This is a genomic window from Spirosoma pollinicola, from assembly GCF_002831565.1.
GTDB lineage: Bacteria > Bacteroidota > Bacteroidia > Cytophagales > Spirosomataceae > Spirosoma > Spirosoma pollinicola.
Window position 1 is genome coordinate 5,289,086 of sequence record NZ_CP025096.1, and the last position, 18,160, is coordinate 5,307,245.

Sequence of the window (18,160 nt, forward strand, 5' to 3'; positions counted from 1 at the left end):
ACACGAGGGGCGGTTTTAAGTCGGGGATGTTAGCGCATCTTCGACTTTTTTTGTGAGCATGTCGGGTCGTCGTTGACCATAGGCGATTGGTTGATTAGGTTATTGGTTAAGTGGTTAAATAGTGGAGTGGTTAATTGGTGGAGTGGTTTTATAGCTTGGTACTATTTAACCACTCCACTATTTAACTACTCCACCAATAACCAACATTTAGCAGCCGTTACTGCTGATAATGATGGTGCCATCCACTTGCTTGTAGGTGGCGTTTATTGTGCGACAGATGAGTTCCAGTTTATCGAAAAGGGGTTCGTCGGAAAAGGACGCCGTAAGTGAGCAAGTGCGCATGACTTCTTCGTCGAAAACGATTTTTATGCCATACGACTGTTCGAGCGCCGTGAACACCTCGGCAATGGGTGCACGCTTGAAGGCAAATGTATGCTGTTGAGCCGCCTGCTCCAGCGGAACCGGCTTCTCCACTAAGCTCTTGGTTAAATGCGTTTCGGTTTCGGCGGGGGAAAAGACAATCTGCTGATTGGGCGTCAGGACAACACCTTCCAGCTTGTAGGTTTCTTTTTTTGCGTTGAGAGCTACCTGATCCTGCGTATAAACGGCCACCCGACCTGTTTTAACCATAACCTGCATTTGTCGGGCACCTTCAAAGGCCTGTACTGTAAAACTGGTGCCTAATACTTTAGTGACCAGTCCATTAGCATATACATAAAATGGCTTCGACGGATTCTTGGTGACCTCGAAAAAACCTTTCCCAGACAAATAAATTTCCCGTTTGGCACCCGCAAATGTGCTGGCGTAGCTCACCCGGCTTTTAGGGTAAAGCATGATCGTGCTTTTGTCCGGCAGGTTTACCAGTTGTGGGGCATTGGTCGTATTGCTTACCTCCAGAAGTGGCTCCGTTACCTGTGTTACCAACTCGCTATAGGTCACGCCCGTTTTCTCAGTCTTTGGCTGAAGCAGATACCAGCCAAACAGACCAAGCACAACCAGAATACTGGCAGCCATGCCATACCGGATCGGCGCAAATTGAAACCACTTTACGGCGACAACCGGACGTTCAAGCGAGTCGTGTAACCGACGGATTTCTGACTGAATTTCTGAATCAGAAATGGCTACCCGTTCCGAAAATTGCTGGTCGTAGGAGTGGTGCAGTGAAAGAAGCAGGGAAGCCGCTTTGTCAACGAGATCAGCTTTATCGGGATTTTGAATCAGCCACTCCTGCCAGAAAGCACTGGCCGTTGGGTCATTGCTCAATTGCCAGCGTTGGAAAGACGAATCAAGGGCTAATTCTTCGGGTTCTACATCCCTGTACTCCTGCATACGATCTAATGCGCTATTGGTGCATTTGAAGGAAAGATGCAGGAGTCGTTGGCGAATACTCTCTTTTCCGGAATTTTATTTTAATTTTTTTTAAAATGGCAGATTTTACCATACCCCGGATTGCATCCGGGGCTAACCATAGTCAACCCCTTTGGGGTTGGGGCATTGATGAGAACCCCGGAGGGGTTGACTTTGGCTAACCCCGGATGCAATCCGGGGTTAGCAGGTACTTCAGGGTATGACAGATGTGCCTTGTGGCAACAACCCCAACGGGGTTGACTATGCCATCACCTCCACGCTCCCCGCAAAAACCGTAGCCAGTTTTTATGGAAGATATTTTCAATGTCCTCGGGCGAGTAGCCTCGCTTGGTGAGCAGTCCGGTCAGATTCTGTAAGTCGGCGATTGTGTCGAGGTCGCTGGGGGATTGTTCGATGCCGTACGTGCCGTCGAGGTCGCTGCCGATGGCAATGTGCTGGCTGTTGCCGGTGAGCTGACAGATGTGGTCGTAGTGGTCGATGATGGTTTCGAGACTGATACCGAATTCGGTGGGGTTGCTCACGCGCTGGGTGAAACCGGGCTTCATCATCCAGGCGTCGAAGCACCCGCCAACGACCCCATCCCGTTCAGTTAACTGCTTGATCTGGTCGTCGGTGAGTTGCCGCTGGTGTGGCACCAACGCCCGACAGTTGTGGTGACTGGCCCAGACTGGCCCCTTGTATAAAGACAACGCTTCGGTAAAGCCGTCGTCGGTAAGGTGTGTTGCATCCAGAATAATCCCCAGCCGATCCATTTCCTTGACCAACTCGCGCCCTTGGGCGGTCAACGGACCCGTCAGGCCGGTGCCGGGCGCATACCGCCCCGTACTGTAATGCGCGGGGCCAAGTGCCCGTAAGCCATAGTTATAGGCTTTTTCGAGGTACGACAGGTTTACTATCGAGTCGGCACCTTCCAGACTGAGAATATAACCAACGGGCTTCTTGTCGTTGGCAATGCTTTCGTCGAGCCACAGCGTCAAGTGATTTTCGAGACTGGCCCGATCCAGAATCTGGACCATCTCGCCTGCATCGACCATTGTTTCGTACCAGGCCCGTTGCGCCTGCGTCATAGCCCAGGCCTGTTCGGGAGAGTTCCAGCCAGCACCGGGCAGGTTGCCGTTGCTTTGGTTGAAGCGGGCAATCTGCGTGGCTACCACCAGACCGATGTTGCCACGGCGGAGGTCGGGCAGGGAAACGGTGCCTTTCGCCCGGTCTATTTTATCGGTCAAATCCGCTTCCAGTTCGCGGAGTTGATAAGCCGAAAGCCGGTAGTCCCGGTTCCATTCGATGGCGTTCAGCGCCATGTCGAGGTGGGCGTCGATGATGAACATGTATGTGTTTAGTTTTGTACCAGACAGCATCCCTGCTGTCTGAGCGGAAGGCTAAGTGTTAGTGCAGGGAAATTTATCAGCCGCTATCGCGGCTCAGACAGCAGGGATGCTGTCTGGTACAGTCAGACTAGTCTTCAGTATTTTCTCCCAGCTTCTTCTTCACCACATCGGCCGGGTATTTGAGGGCCAGTTTACGAATGTCGTAGCTGAATTCTTCGTAGGTTTCCTTCCAGAGTTTGGCTTCTTCAGGGGTGTATTCGTAGAACCCGTGGGCATTTTGTACGCCTTTGCCCCCCGCTTTCACAATATCGTCGATGAGTTTGGGTACTTCGGTCTGGTTGCTAAGGGTCGGGAATAAATCTTTCATAACGGTGTGATAAGCCGCTACGCCCGTCAGGTCCATCCACCGGAAAACACCTACCAATGTCATCCAGTAGCCGGTATTGTTTCGGCAGGCGCGGTCCACATCCTCAACCGTAGCGTACCCGTTTTCTACCAGATTGAAAGCCTCGCGATACATAGCGTAGGCCAGCCGGTTAGCAATAAACCCCCGAATATCCTTGCGTACCAGCGTTGGTTCTTTGGCCCATAAATGCGCGAGTTCATAAAGCCAGTCGCCGGTTTGTTGATCGCTTAAGTCGCCACAGATGATTTCCAGAAAGCGGGTGGTGTGCGAAGGTTCGGCCCAATGCAGACCCAGAAATCGCTCCGGCAACCGAATTTGCCGCTGGAGAATACTGATCGGAATGGCCGAGGTGTTGCTGGTAATCACAGTATCATCGGCAACAACGGCGTCGATTTTGTTGTAAACGGCTTTCTTGATGGCGATATCTTCGAGCGTACATTCAAGTACAAGCCTGCAGGGTTTCAGCAGGCCGTAGTCTTCGGTAATAGTCAGTTTCTCCAGGTAAAGCTCGGGGCTTTTGGTAATTAGTCCCTTGTCAAATGCTTTGGTCAGATGCTCCCGAATACGGGGCTCGGCCGTTTCCATATCGACCGGGAGCGGGGCAACGGCCACTACCGGATGACCTGCAATCAGCAGACAGACGGTAATGCTACAGCCCATCAGACCCAGCCCTACGACGCTTACGGGTATTTCTGCCGGATTTAATGGTTGGTTCATTTAATGGCCAGGTTAAGTAAGTTGGCTTATATCGACTAATTTCGGTTTTCTCGTAAGCAAATGAATGATCAGCCAGGCGATCAGATAGGTGCATCCGCAGATGGTGAATAACACGTTGTAGCCACCCGATAGGTTTCCGGCTGCTTTGTACGTATCCAGTAAATCACCAACCAGCATCGGGAAGAATATTCCTCCCACGGCTCCGGCCATCCCTGCAATCCCAACCACTGAGCTGACGGCTTGTTTCGGAAAAAGGTCGGACGCCAGCGTAAATACATTCGTTGCCCAGGCTTGGTGAACGGCCACCGCTAAACTAATCAACCCCACGGCTACCCAGACATCCGTTGCAAATTGAGCAAGGATAATGGATAATTCCAACCCGGCAAATATGATAAGAACCGTTTTTCGGGCTTTCAGCGTTGGCCATCCCCGTTTTATGAGCCAGGACGATAAATACCCTCCGCCAATGCTGCCCACGGTGGTAGCCAGGTAGATAAGCATCAGTTCCAGGCTCGGCTTTTTTAGATCCAGCTTAAACGTAGATGAAAAGTAGGAGGGAAGCCAGAACAGGAAAAACCAGTAAATGGGGTCAATGAGTCCTTTGCCCGTAATGAGTGCCCATGTTTGCGGCAACGTGAACAGCTTAAACCACTTGACGGGCAGTTTCTTTTTCGTTTCGGCTTCCTGACCGCTGACGATATACCTGTATTCTTCTGCCGATAGTCGTTTCTGTTTGGCTGGTATTTCATAAAATACCAGCCAGAAAATGAGCCATACAAATCCCATTGCGCCTGTAATCCAGAATACTTCCTGCCAGCCGTAGTTATTCAGTATCCAGGGCACAATCAGCAGGGCCGCTACCACGCCAATGCTTGTCCCGGCATTGAATAGTCCTGTTGCCAGGGCGCGTTCTTTCTGTGGAAACCACTCTGCTACGGTCTTTACCGCAGCCGGGTAATTTCCCGCTTCGCCCAGCCCTAATCCAACGCGGGCAACGCCAAATCCAAACGCACTTCGGGCCAAGGCATGGAGCATACCCGCCACACTCCACCAGATGATGGTGACGGTATAGCCTAGTTTTGTGCCAACCTTGTCAATGAACCAGCCGAACACCAGCAAACCGACAGCGTAAGCAGCCGTGAAGGCAATGACAATCCGGGCGAAATTGGTTTCGGTCCAGCTAAATTCAACCTCTAAAATGGGTTTTAATAACCCTATTATCTGGCGGTCGAGGTAGTTGATGGTTGTTGCCGTAAATAATAAAATGACGATAATCCATCGGTAGTTATTGGTTTTGGAAATAGTCACAGGGGGTAGGGGGTTTAGGATGAGTAGAGATTTCGGACGTGGGTATTTACTCGTGCTTTTCACCACCCCCAACCCCCTCCTAAAACAGGAGGGGGCAATGCCGAAGGATGTTCCACTCTCGGTTCCACTTATAACAGGAAGGAACTAGAACAAGAATACCCCGTTTCAAAGCCCCCTCCTGTTTTAGGAGGGGGTGGGCCGGGCGGCCGATGCCGGTGGTAAGACGGTTGCCGGTGGTGAAATTGCCTTCTGCATTCGTTCGACAAAATCCCGTAGATGGTTTGTCAAGCCAGCCCAGTTCTTCTCGTTAATAAGCTTCTTGTCGAAAAGGTGGCTCCCGATGCCTAAGCCATCGGCACCAGCCTTAAAATAGGCGGCCATGTTATCGAGGCTGATACCACCCGTAGGCATGAGTTTCAATTGGTTAAGGGGTGCTTTTACATCCTTGATGTATTCTGGGCCGAGCGACGTAGCCGGATACACCTTGACCATCGACGCGCCTAATGACCAGGCTTTGTAGATTTCGGAGGGGGTAAATGCACCGGGGAAAATAGGGACTCCGTGCTTCACACAGGCTTTTATGACTTTTTTGCTGATGACGGGCGTAACAATAAACTGGGCACCCGCTGCCAGTGCCTTGTCCAGATCGTCGAGCGTGCAAACCGTTCCGGCACCGATGTTCAGGCCCTCGCTGTGGTGGTCTATTGCCTGTTGAATAATGGCTTCGGCACCGGCAGTGTTCATCGTTATTTCGATGGTTGTCAGGCCCGCTTCCCGGTACACGGGGAGGATTTGGTTAATGTCATCGGGCTGCAACCCTCTGATAATGCCTACGACGGGCGCTTTATAAAATAACTCCCAGGAGAATGGTTGTCGACTCATTTTGGTAAGGTTACGAATTGGATTTGGGCAATCTTGACTTGTCCGGCAATGGTTGCTTGATCAATTAGATCGGCAGAAATAGTCGTTGTTCGTTCACTCAACTGAAGTTCTTCCATTGCTAGCTTGTACAGCTCATACAAATTATTTCCACTGCATAAAATCAGTTGCCACTGCTCTTGGTCGACAAGCGTTTTTAGTTCGGCACCTATCAATAATCCACTTAAATACAGGGCGTTTTCGGTCTTAGTCAATTTGCCGAACAATTGATTTGTCCGCACCCGAAATAAGCTGTTCAGGATGGATGGAGAATTGGATTCATTAACCCCTAATTTGAACGCGTCGAGTTCGTTAGTCGAAAATGTGTTTCGTTCGGTTAGCGAAACAGAGTCCTTTAAAATGCTGTTCATCGCCATAAGATTAAACACTTCACCGGTCATAAAGGTCTGAAAGTCAATAACCTGCTGATGTTGAATGTAGATGTGCTTTGAATGAGTACCGGGAAAAATAAGAATAGAGACTTCGGGCGTATAATGCTGTATATCCAATAGCGCCAGTAAACCAATAAGCTGCGTTTCCTCCCCACGCATCACATCGTGCTGCGTTTGAACGCCCGAAATGAGGGTAATGTCGTGCGGAAAATCGGGCTGTGCCGAAAGTCGTTTTGTGCTGGCCCGGCTACCATCGACCGGAAAAGGCAGGGTCGCATAGGGCACTTCCTCCATGCCAATGGAAGACGAAGCCATACCGGAAACAATGATAGGAATACCGGCCAGGTTACCCGCTACTTTGGTGGATAATAAATCGACCTGCCTTTTTAATTGCTGACGAAAGAACTGTGCCCGGACAATTCCCTGACTTTCTCCGTTCATTTTCCAGTCGGTAAACGTACTGGCAACACCTTCCGATGATCTGATTTCGCCAATAAGCTGAAGGTTCGTGCTGTCTATGAGCCGTAGCCGAAACGAGGAGGTGCCCCAATCACAACCTAATAGATAGTTTTTCATTAATTCACTTTTTATGTACGACTTACGGTAATGCAAAGGCAACGTATGAACCGCCGGATTTCAGGCCGTAGCGGGTTCCACCCGCAGCAATAGCGATATACTGTTTTCCATTCACCATGTAGGTGATGGGCGTGGCAAAACCACCGGCGGGCAATTTGTATTCCCACACGATTTTGCCCGTTTTCTTATCAAATGCCCGAAGCTTTTCGTCATACGTAGCCGCAATGAAAACCAGTCCGCCTGCCGTTACGATTGGCCCACCGTGATTTTCTGTACCGGTGGGCGGAATGCCTTTCTTTGTCAGTTCCGGATATTCGCCCAGCGGCACTTGCCACAGGTACTCACCGGTGTTCAGGTTAATAGCGTTCAATGTGCCCCAGGGTGGTTTGATGGCCGGATAGTTATCCTGATCCCGAAACTGTGTGTTGCCATTGTTCAGGTAGGGTGGACTATATGGAAAGTCAGCACCTTCGGGCGTCGCCGTGTTCACCACCGAACTGTGCTGATCATTGGCCGCTATGGGCGTTGTCACTGACCTGGTGTCCAGTTTTAGCAGGAAGCGGATAATAGCTTCCCGATCATCGCCGGAAAGATGCCCAAAGGAAGGCATCCGGCCGCGTCCAGTTGTCAGAATGGTACTGATTTGTTCTTTGGTCAGTCGTTTGCCAACGTCGGTCAGGTCAGGATACGCCTGCGCTGTTTGACTTGCCCCGCCCGATTTGCCGCTTGCTGTCTGACTGCCTGCCGCGTGACATACCGCGCAGTTTGTGTTGAACAGGCTACCTCCGCGTGACAAGGCTACGCCATTGCCCTGAGCGCGAACGTCCCGCATTTTCAGCCACCAGAGCATTGTATTGGCATTTTGATACAGAATGCCGTCTGGGTCGGCGGCATTACCGCCCCACTCGGCCCCACCGCCAAAGCCATAATACAACGTGCCTTCTTCGCTGGGGGGCATGTATTTGCTGCCATGCCGACTGTTGCGATAGCGGTCGAGTACGTAGGCGTGGGCTTCGGGCGTGCGGGTCGTGATTTCGTCTTCCGTTAACTCCTGCCGAACAAACGGAGCCGGTTTAGTTGGGACGGGTTGCGTAGGCCAGGGGTGTTCGCCGGGTAAAGCGGGCGACATGATAACGGGCACCTCCTTTACCGGAAACAGCGGTTTGCCGGTATCCCGATCAAGCACAAACACGTACCCATCTTTAGTCGCCTGTGCCACCGCATCGACCAGCCGGGGCCGACCGTTGGGGTCGTTATGTTTTACGGTAATGAGGTTGGGTGGACAGGGTAAATCGCGGTCCCACATATCGTGATGCACGGTTTGGAAATGCCACACCCGTTTGCCGGTTTTTGCATTCAGCGCAATAACACAGTTGGCAAAGAGGTTTTGCCCCTCTCTGGCCCCGCCATAAAAATCGACGGAGGGCGAGCCCGTACCGGCATAGACCATACCCCGCTTTTCGTCGACAACCAGCCCGGCCCAACAATTAGCTCCCCCCAGCTTCCTGTATGAATCTTTAGACCAGGTTTCGTAGCCGTATTCGCCGGGCAATGGAATGGTTCGGAACACCCATTCCAGCTTGCCGCTCCGCACATTGAACGCCCGAATGTAGCCCGGTGGCGCGTCGCCCCCTTCGTTCACGGCCGAGCCTGTAATTAACAAGTCTTTATAGATAACGCCCGGTGTCGTAACGCGAATGGACAGGTTGGCGATCTCATGGCCGAGGGTTTCTTTATCGCCCAGTCCTTCGTGCAAATCGACCGCACCATTGTTGCCGAAGCTTTCGATCAGTTTGCCCGTCGATGCATTGACGGCATACAGGAACGAGCCAACGGTATAGAGTATCCGTCTGTCATCGCCAGATTCCCAATACATGACCCCGCGTACCGGATGAAATCGGGGTTTCTTGTCCGGGTCGGCGAAGGGGTCAAACTGCCAGTGTTGCCTGCCGGTGGCGGCATCGACGGCAAAGAGTTTCATGCGGGGCGATGTGCCGTAGAGGACGCCTTTTATCACAATGGGCTGGCATTGGATGTCCATGCCCCGTTGCGACGCGTCTTTATTATCGCCCGTATCATATGCCCAGGCCAGTTGCAATTGCTTTACGGTTTGGGTATTGATCTGCGACAAAGGCGAGTAACGATTACCCGCATTGTTACCCCCATAGGTTGGCCAGTCGTCGTTCGGGGGCGACTGTTTAACGGGGGGCTTGTCGTCTTTCAGGGATATAAAACTTCCCAGAATCAGCAGGCCAACTAAGGATTTCAGGAATGTATTCATTGATGAGTTTAGGTTGTTAATGGGGTTTTACCACCCCCAACCGAAGCGTTGGACCGTCCCCTCCTAAAACAGGAGGGGGCTTAAACAAGGGTACTCTTGGCACAGTCCCATCTTCATACAGGTGGAGCCAAGAACAGGCTGCCCCTCAGCATAGCCCCCTCCTGTTTTAGGAGGGGACGGTCCGACGCTTCGGTTGGGGGTGGTGTTTTCAGTAAACATTACTTCGTTTTCTCATAAAACCCGTACACGATCTTCCAGCTAACTTCCTGACCGGGGGCTGCTTCCAGTCGTATGTAGGGCTCGGGGCAGGAGGTGGTTGCGCAGGCCCAGTAAACCAGTTTTTCCATAGGCTGGTCGCTGGTGATGTGGACGCCCGCGCCCGTTTTCTGGTTCTCGATGCGGATGTTATAATCGGTAGCAACAGGTTTGAATCCCTGCAAACCGGCGCTGTAGACCTGCTCTTTTTTCTCTAAATCGCGCGAATAAACAAGCCGGTTTCCTTGTGCCTGAATCGTACTGCCAAAGCCCTTTCCTTCTGCGTTTACCTCGAACGGAAACTGAATGTTAACCGTCGGGCCGGTGGGCTGTTTGTCCAGGATAAAGAAATTGTGGTCGTATACACTCGTCTTGATCGGCAGCTTGCCAGTGTTGGTCAGGCTGTGTTCCAGCACCATTTCCGGCTTCCCGTTCACGAGTCTCACCGTTTTGCGATAGCGGTAGCCGTAGCCCGACGGGTCGCTTAGTTCATGCGTGAAGTCGATGCGGTCTTTGTGCCGTTTTACAGTCCATTTTCCGTGGTCGGCTACGTCGTAGTAGGCCGCAAAGGTGTACGGTTTGTCATCTGGCTTACGAAGTGTTCCAACACCAATCTTGACGAACGTTTCGCCGGGTTTGGCCTCTGCATAGCCAAGTGGCGTAAACTCTTCGGCGGGGCCATTGATGGCGTCGTGCATTTTGGGATCATACTTCTCAAACCATTGGTCAATGAAACTATGCTCCTTATAGGTAAGGCTTTTGAACGCCCCGCCCCAGTCGAAACGAGTACCCTGATAATACCCCTGGCTGGTATCCGGCAGATAAAGAGTAGTTTGAATAATTCCGTTTGACAGGTCAGCCTGTGGCCATTCGGCTACGGGTAGGGTAGTGCCAATACTGAATAAGGCAAAAACAGGGAGGACGATTCGTTTCAAGAGGCTTAGGTTGTTCATGAGTTGATTCGAGTAGAGTAGGTGAAGTAGGTGGAGTAGGTGGTGTGAGTGGAGTGGTGCTAGTGGCGTTCCAGGACCCGACACCACTAGCACCACTCCACCACTACTCACTCACACCACTCACCTCACTGATTCAAATTCGGATTAATTGACGTATCGGTATACGGCAATGGAAACCAATAGTTTGCCTTCGTAATGGCCTTGATGGGTTGCAGATCGTCGGGGCTTTTGGCTGCATTGGCCGCTTCGACCCGTTCGAGCCGAATCAGGTCAAACCAGCGTGTGCGCTCGCAGGCAAACTCCCAGGCTCGTTCCTGTACCACAGCGTCGGCAAATTGAGTGGCTGTCAAGCCGTCGGCTGACGATAACGCTTTGGTGCCCGCAGGTAAACCCCGCAACCGAATCTGGTTGAGCGCATCGTAGGCCGCCTGATCGGGGCCACCCGCTCCGCGTGCTTTGGCTTCGGCATAAATGGTCAATACGTGAGCGTAGCGCATCATGACCGAAGGTAACGAAATGCTCGACGTTACGATGTTGCCCTTGATGTACCACTTCTTGTAATACGGGTGCTTGGTCAGGCTTTGCTGCCAGGGAATGGTGGTTGTGCCCAGGCCAAACTCCGTCCGGAAGGTGGCATCTTTTCGCGGACCAGCGGGGAACGAGTTGAAAAAATTAAGCTCGGCAAACATATCGTCCCAGCCGCCTTCTTCACCCGGCATGGTGGTATTGCCATAAGTCGCATTGGCCGTACCACTACCAGCCGCAAAGCCACTGATCTGGTAAACGGCTTCGGCAGTGCCCGCCACGGCCGGGTCATTTTCGAATACGGCCGCAAAGGTTGGCAGAAGTTGAAAACCATAGGTAGCCCGGTTGTCGATTACCTCTTTGGCTTTGGCCGCAGCCAGATCATATTTGTCGGTTTGTTTCAGGGGCCAGCCCGCCATCGTCAGATACACATCCGCCAGAAACGCCTTGGCCGAACCAACGTTCGGACGACCCGGATCACGTTTGGTGTTGGGCAGCAAGGTTTCGGCTTTCTTCAAATCAGATATGATTAACTCATAAATCTGCGCTGGTGTCGACTTCTTGATCGTGAGCAAACTATCCGAATATTCACCCGCCAGAACGAGCGGAATGTTGCCATAAAACCGGGTGAGCCAATAGTAGGAAAACCCACGGATAAAATACGCTTCACCCGCAATGATGTCGATTGTGGCCTTGGTGCCAACGGTTTTTGAGTAATTATTAATGACGTTGTTCGCACCCTGAATGGCTTTGTAGCAGCCATTATACACCGCCCCCGACCGTTGATTGGTTGTCGATACGTTGAACTGGTCAAACTCCCGCCAGTCGGCTTTGTTGCTGGCCGGGTGCGTCGTTACGTCATCGGCCCCAAGCACGGCGCCATTGGCCGATGGGTGAATAAATCCGTATGTCCATTGGGAACCCAATCCTTTATAAGCACCTGTCAGGGCAGATTCCAGACCATCCTGCGTCGACAGTACATTTGGGCCGTAAAGCAAGCCCGTCGTATCTTCAGTGAGGTAATTTTTGCAGCCTGCCACCAGCATAACCGCAACTATAAAGAGTGTTATCTTTTTCATGTTTCAACGAGTTTGACGGGCTTAGAAACCCAGATTGAGGCCGATTGTGTATGTTTTTGAATTTGGGTAGGAACCGTAGTCGATACCAATTGCTGTATCTGTCGTGGAACCCACGTTGCTTGTTTCCGGATCGGGCCCTTTGTATTTGGTGATCGTCAGCAGGTTAGTCGCGCTGGCAAATACCCGGATACTTCCTTTGTTGTGAATGAAGGCCGGTGGTATCGTATAGGACAGGCTCACGTTTTTCAACCGAACAAAACTGCCGTTTTCAATGAATCGGCTGGATTGAGTGAAGGGCTGATAGGTTTTCGTGAACGCCGGTATGTCCGACGTTTCGTTGCCGGGGCGGTAGTAATCCCGAATTTCCGACAGGATGAACTGCCGGGCATCGCCCGCACCCGACAGCGCAGCCGCCCGCGTGTAGTTGAGCTTATCGACGCCAAATACACCATTGAAGAACACGTTCAGTGTTAGTCCTTTATACGTAAACGTGTTGTTCCAGCCACCCGTTAATTTAGGAAATGCGCGGCCAATGATCTGGAAATCATCGGTAGTAATTGAGTTGTCGCCGTTGAGGTCCTGGTAGTGAGGGTCGCCCGGAACGCGGCCAAATTTGGCAGCCAGATCGGCTTCGTTGGGTTTAAAGGTGCCGAGGTAGTTCAGGCCCCAATAGGAGCCAAGGGGTTCGCCGGGCATGAGCATAAACTCGTTGGTGGTCGACATACCTGCACCCACACCGGTGCCGGTACCCAGCCGGGGCAAGCCGCCCAGGCTGATAACCTTATTCTGCAAAGTCGACAAATTCAGGTTTGTCTCCCAGCGGAAACCTGTGCCGGTGAGGGGCGTACCGCCAATTGAAAATTCAAACCCTTTGTTCTCTATTTCGCCAATGTTCCGGGTCTGGGTTCCGCCACCGGCGTAGCTTGGTAAGGCGGCATTGAGCAATAGGTCGGTGGTGTTTTTGTGGAAATAATCGGCTTCAATGCGAACTCGACCGTTCAAGAACTCCATTTCCAGCCCTACGTCCGTCTGGCGGGTAGTTTCCCATTTCAGGTTTCTATTTCCCTGATTGCCCTGAATTACGCCCGCCACGGCCGCCGTGTTATTGAACGCGACGAATGTGGTGGTGTAGGGCGACAGGGTGGCGTATGAATTGATGGCCTGACTGCCCGTCATTCCCCAGCTTCCGCGCAGTTTCAGGTTACTGAAAATGTTGAGGTTTTTGATGAATTTCTCTTCCGACAACCGCCAGCCTGCGGCTACAGACGGGAAAACGCTGTACCGATTTTCGGGGCTGAACTTGGACGAACCATCGCGCCGAACGGCGGCCGTTATCAGGTATTTGTCTTTATACGCATAATTCACCCGGCCCAGCAAGGAAAGTAACGTCGATTTCGAATAGGACGAAGCCACCGAAGCCGCCGAATTGCCGCCTATGTTGTCGTAGCCTAATTGCGGGAATCGCAAACCCGTAGCCGTAGCGGTGAAGTCCCGGTTTGTGAACTGCTGCGTTTCCAAAACGGCCACCGCTGTGATCGAGTGATTACCAACCGTCAGGTTATAATTCAGATTGTTGGTGTTTTGCAGCGTTACCTGTTCTGCCGAATAGCGGCTGGCACTGGGGTTGTTGTTGGAAAGCCGCTTGCCGGTAAAATTGAGATTCTGCGCGTTCAGGTAATTAATGGCATACGACACGTCCAGCGAAAGCCCTTTGATCGGCAGTTTATAGTTAAGGCCACCAATGGCGTTGAACGTAGCCCGGTCAACATCAGCCGATTGGTCGTATAAGTAGTCGATAGGGTTTCGGTAAACTGACCCAATTGGGTCCGTAAACGTAGGCTGACCGTCGGCACCGTAGGCGGGTGTGGTAGGTGCCCAGGCCAGTACCTGAATGAGGGCGCCACCGCCATTGGTATTATGATTGTGGGTTTTCGATCCCGATAAATTGAGCCGCAGCGATAGTTTGTCGTTAATCTGTGACGTAAAATTAGACCGGAGAATATACCGTTTGAAATCGCTGTTCTGAACAATACCCGACTGCCCAACGTAGTTTCCCGAAATCATAAAGGTTGTTTTGTCGCTGCCTCCCGAAACCGTCACCTGGTGCTGTTGGCCGCTTCCTTTTCGGTAGACAAGCCCCTGCCAGTCGGTGCCGCCGGTTTGTTTGAAGCCCGCAACCTGATCGGCCGTAAAAGGCAGATTCGACCCTGTAGCCAACGCCCGTGCATTCACAATGTCGGCAAATTCACCGGCGGGCAGTACATCGAAACGCTTGATTATATCCGAAGTACTGGCCTGCCCTTCATACATCACCTTGATACCTTTCGACCCTTTTTTTGTCGTGATAATGACTACCCCGTTCGCACCCCGACTTCCGTAAATAGACGTAGACGCGGCATCTTTCAGGATTTGAAGGGTCTCAATATCACTCGGATTCACGAAGTTGAAATCGGCACCAACAAACCCATCCACCACGTAGAGCGGGTTGTTATTGCCCAACACCGAGTTGGCCCCCCGAACCCGGATGCGCGAATCACCACCCGGCGCTCCATTGGCCTGGGTTACCTGAACACCGGCCGCCCGCCCCTGTAAAACCTGATCCAGACGGGTAATGGGCTGTTGAGCAAAATCCTTGGTAGAAATAGCCGTTAACGCACCCGTTACGTCCGTTTTTCGCTGCGTGCCGTAACCAACGACCACCACTTCGTTGAGCGTTTTCTGATCATCGGCCAATTGAACATTAATAACCGAGCGGCCATCAATCGCCACCGTTTGACCAACATAACCGATGTTCGAAAACACCAGCGAACCCGTACCCGGTGCATTCAGCGTAAAATTCCCGGATACATCGGTTGCTGTACCCACAGTCGTGCCACTAACTTGGACATTGACGCCCGGCAGCCCCTGATTGTCGGGGCCGGTGACTTTGCCGGTCACTCTGGAGTTTTGTGCAAAGGCATAGCCCTGGCCCAGAAACAACAGTAAAAGGAAAAGTTTTACATTTTTTTTCATGGTAAAATTGATTGAGTAAAAGGGAATTGATTGTGTTTAAAATATTGACTACCAGTCGACTACTGAGCCATCAAGCGCATTGTATAATTCCGGGTTTTTCCAGTCGTGGCCGATTTTGTCTTTCATTTGAGCTTCGTCCAACTCGACACCCAAGCCGGGCCCTTGCGGAATCATAACCGTTCCATCTTTTTGTAATTTGAAGGGGTTCTTTAAGTATCCTTCGCCCAGCGAGACTTGCTCCTGTACTAGAAAATTCGGGACACTGGCGGCTAATTGTAGACCAACGGCCAGCGAGATTGGCCCCATTGGGTTGTGCGGGGCAATGGGGACATAGTAAGCTTCGGCCATACCTGCAATCAGGCGGCCTTCCGTAATGCCACCCGCATGACAGAGGTCGGGTTGAACGATGCTGACGGCCTTTTTCTCCAGCAATTCACGGAAGCCCCATTTGGTGAAAATCCGTTCCCCGGCGGCAATGGGCAGGTGAGTTCCCCGCGCAATGTCGACCATCGTATCTACGTTCTGTGCCTGACAGGGTTCTTCCACGAACATGGGCTGGTACTGCTCCAGTTCTTTGATCAGAATTTTGGCGGTCTGCGGTGGAATGTTGCCGTGGAAGTCGATGGCAATATCCATATCGTCGCCCCCGGCTTGCCGCAACTCGGCAAAATTATTGATCGCATTTCTAATGAATCGGGGGTTTTCGATAAAGTTGGCAGGGTCTTTTTTGTACACCCCCGTTTTAATGACGGTGTACCCTTCGGCCTTGCGTTTCTTTATCTCCTCGCCCGAACTCGCCCGGCCATATACGCGCACCCGGTCGCGGGTAGGGCCGCCTAGTAATTCGTAAACCGGCACGTTGAGGAGCTTGCCTTTAATGTCCCATAACGCCTGGTCGATACCGCTCAGGGCGCTCGTCAGGATGGGGCCACCGCGGTAAAAAGCTTGTCGGTAAATGGCCTGCCAGTGGTGAACAATGTGCCGGGGATCTTTCCCGATCAGGTACGATTCTACTTCTTTGATGGCCGTTTGTATCGTGAGCGCCCGACCTTCTAGCAGCGGCTCACCCAGTCCGACGACACCCACATCGGTATGGATTTTCAGGAAGATCCATCGGGGCTTGACCAGAAAGGTTTCCAGCCTGGTAATCTTCACCTTACTGTAATCGGCAAAGTGGCCGGGATTGGCAGCATAGGACGATTTGGGTAGGGCCATTGCCGTCATACCCGTTACGCCCAACACCGACTGTATGGCCGCTCGTCGGGATATGCCGGTTTTTTTATTTGATGATTTCATGCAGGTTCAGGAGTAAAGGAGATGGTTGTTTAATCGGTTAAGCAAGAGGGGGGTGGGGTGTGAGGGCTTTACCACCCCATTTTACCACCCCCAACCCCCTCCTAAAACAGGAGGGGGCTATGCCGAAGGGTATCCTTGTCTTTGTCCCGGCAACCTTTATAAGAAAGTTTTCTTACTTCCCCTAAAGACAGGTGGAAACCTTAAAATAGCTACCCTTATAGAAAGCCCCCTCCTGTTTTAGGAGGGGGTTGGGGGTGGTTGGGCCAGTTGGGGGTGGTAATCCTACGGCCTGATAATCGTCCCATCCATTTTTCGTACCTGCCAGTTCGACTTAGTGCTGATGGGATATTTTGCCGCTTCTTTCTCGTTGATATCGACACCCAGACCCGGTACCTCATTGACGGACATATACCCTTTGTTCATCGTTGGGCAACCACTGAAAACGGCTTGTGTCTTCTCCGAAAACTGCACCGCTTCCTGAATGCCGAAGTTCCAGACAGCCAGATCAATATGCGCGTGAGCTGCGTGCCCTACCGGCGACACATCGCCGGGGCCGTGCCAGGCCGTGCGGATGTTGAACCACTCGCCCAAACGAGCCACTTTTATGGCCGGGCTGATGCCGCCAATCTGCGAAACGTGTATCCGAATGAAATCGAACCACTGGTTGATCATCGGTTCTTTGAACTCGTTGATGTTGTTGAACAACTCGCCCATCGCGATGGGCACCGAAGTCGCCTGCCGAAGATTCGCGAACCACTTCATGTTTTCCGGCGAGAACGGATCTTCAATGAAGAACGGTTTGAATTCTTCTAGCCGCTTGATCATGTTAATGGCGTCGATAGGCTGTACCCGCTCGTGAATGTCATGGAGTAGTTCGATCTCTTCACCGCACTGTTTGCGAACAACTTCGAACATCTTGGGCACCGATTTCAAATACAGCCGTTCATTCATGTAATTATCCGTTTCGCCCCCAAAGCCAGCGGCTTTAAAATCGGGTTTGTCGGCAGTGGCACCTACGGCCCCGTAGCCGCCCTGCTGAATACGGATGTATTTGAAGCCATCATCCATGAACTTCTTAACACTGTCGGCGCAGGCTTCGGGGGTATTGCCGCCCGCGTGGGTGTAGCACGGAATAGCGAAACGAACTTTGCCGCCAAGTAGCTGGTAGACAGGCATATTGGCACGTTTGCCTTTGATGTCCCAAAGTGCCTGATCGAGTCCGCTCAGGGCGTTGTTAAGGACCGGCCCGTTTCGCCAGTAGGAACTCACGTAAGCGGCCTGCCACATGTCTTCGATATTGTCAACGTCTTTGCCAACGCAAAACTCGTTGAGGTAGGTGTTGATGGCGACAATGACGGTGGCCGCCCGCTGGGTGAAAGTGGCGCAACCCAGCCCATAAAGGCCCGGCTCCGTAGTTTCGACCTTCACCACAATCAGGTTAGAGCCTTGTGGAGCCGTGGCGATGGCTTTAACACTTTTGATCTTGACGGGTGCCAATCCTTTGGCATACTGCGGGACTACCTGTTGTTCGCGGGCTTCGGCCGTAGAGATACCACCAAAAAGGCTTAACAAACCGGCTGTAGAGCCAGCACCAAGCATTTTTAACGTGTCGCGTCGGCTTTGATCAGGTTTATTCATGAATGATTTAGTAAAGAGTTTTGAATGATTGAAAGTCTGATGCTTCGGGTATTTACCGCTTTTAAAACTGAGCTTATCGGTGCTGATTTTATGTATCAGACAGCAGGC

The 18,160-nt window shown here is 51.9% G+C and carries 12 protein-coding genes; all 12 read right to left on the bottom strand.

Features of this window, described 5'->3' with window-relative positions; genetic code table 11:
• Positions 1-207 precede the first annotated feature (207 nt).
• Positions 208-1,329, bottom strand: coding sequence for a FecR family protein (locus CWM47_RS22215; RefSeq protein WP_100990381.1), 1,122 nt, complete (start codon positions 1,327-1,329; stop codon positions 208-210).
• A 287-nt stretch (positions 1,330-1,616) separates the two neighbouring features.
• Positions 1,617-2,696 (bottom strand): dipeptidase, encoded by a 1,080-nt coding sequence (locus CWM47_RS22220; RefSeq protein ID WP_100993994.1) that lies wholly within the window; start codon positions 2,694-2,696, stop codon positions 1,617-1,619.
• A gap of 127 nt (positions 2,697-2,823) precedes the next feature.
• Positions 2,824-3,819 carry a 3-hydroxyacyl-CoA dehydrogenase family protein gene (locus CWM47_RS22225; protein ID WP_100990382.1) on the bottom strand — a complete coding sequence of 332 codons (996 nt, stop codon included), beginning with the start codon at positions 3,817-3,819 and terminating at the stop codon, positions 2,824-2,826.
• Positions 3,820-3,831: 12 nt separating this feature from the next.
• The gene (locus CWM47_RS22230) at positions 3,832-5,121 is read right to left on the bottom strand and encodes an MFS transporter (RefSeq protein WP_100993995.1); all 1,290 of its coding nucleotides are present in this window, start codon (positions 5,119-5,121) and stop codon (positions 3,832-3,834) included.
• 189 nt (positions 5,122-5,310) lie between these two features.
• A complete protein-coding gene (locus CWM47_RS22235; RefSeq protein ID WP_100990383.1) occupies positions 5,311-6,009 on the bottom strand; it encodes a bifunctional 4-hydroxy-2-oxoglutarate aldolase/2-dehydro-3-deoxy-phosphogluconate aldolase in 699 nt (232 codons plus the stop codon).
• Positions 6,006-7,013: a 2-dehydro-3-deoxygalactonokinase gene (locus CWM47_RS22240; protein WP_100990384.1), complete on the bottom strand. Its 1,008-nt coding sequence runs from the start codon at positions 7,011-7,013 to the stop codon at positions 6,006-6,008. Before CWM47_RS22240 ends, CWM47_RS22235 begins: the two co-directional genes overlap by 4 nt.
• A 22-nt stretch (positions 7,014-7,035) precedes the next feature.
• Positions 7,036-9,294, bottom strand: coding sequence for an outer membrane protein assembly factor BamB family protein (locus CWM47_RS22245; RefSeq protein WP_100990385.1), 2,259 nt, complete (start codon positions 9,292-9,294; stop codon positions 7,036-7,038).
• 218 nt (positions 9,295-9,512) lie between these two features.
• Positions 9,513-10,502 carry a hypothetical protein gene (locus CWM47_RS22250; protein ID WP_100990386.1) on the bottom strand — a complete coding sequence of 330 codons (990 nt, stop codon included), beginning with the start codon at positions 10,500-10,502 and terminating at the stop codon, positions 9,513-9,515.
• 125 nt (positions 10,503-10,627) lie between these two features.
• Positions 10,628-12,106, bottom strand: coding sequence for a RagB/SusD family nutrient uptake outer membrane protein (locus tag CWM47_RS22255; RefSeq protein ID WP_100990387.1), 1,479 nt, complete (start codon positions 12,104-12,106; stop codon positions 10,628-10,630).
• Positions 12,107-12,127: 21 nt separating this feature from the next.
• On the bottom strand, positions 12,128-15,118 hold the full coding sequence (locus CWM47_RS22260) for a SusC/RagA family TonB-linked outer membrane protein (RefSeq protein ID WP_100990388.1): 2,991 nt from the start codon (positions 15,116-15,118) through the stop codon (positions 12,128-12,130).
• Positions 15,119-15,166: 48 nt separating this feature from the next.
• Positions 15,167-16,414 (bottom strand): galactonate dehydratase, encoded by a 1,248-nt coding sequence (dgoD, locus tag CWM47_RS22265; RefSeq protein WP_100990389.1) that lies wholly within the window; start codon positions 16,412-16,414, stop codon positions 15,167-15,169.
• Between the two features lie 282 nt (positions 16,415-16,696).
• Positions 16,697-18,052, bottom strand: coding sequence for an enolase C-terminal domain-like protein (locus CWM47_RS22270; protein ID WP_100990390.1), 1,356 nt, complete (start codon positions 18,050-18,052; stop codon positions 16,697-16,699).
• Positions 18,053-18,160: the final 108 nt, after the last annotated feature.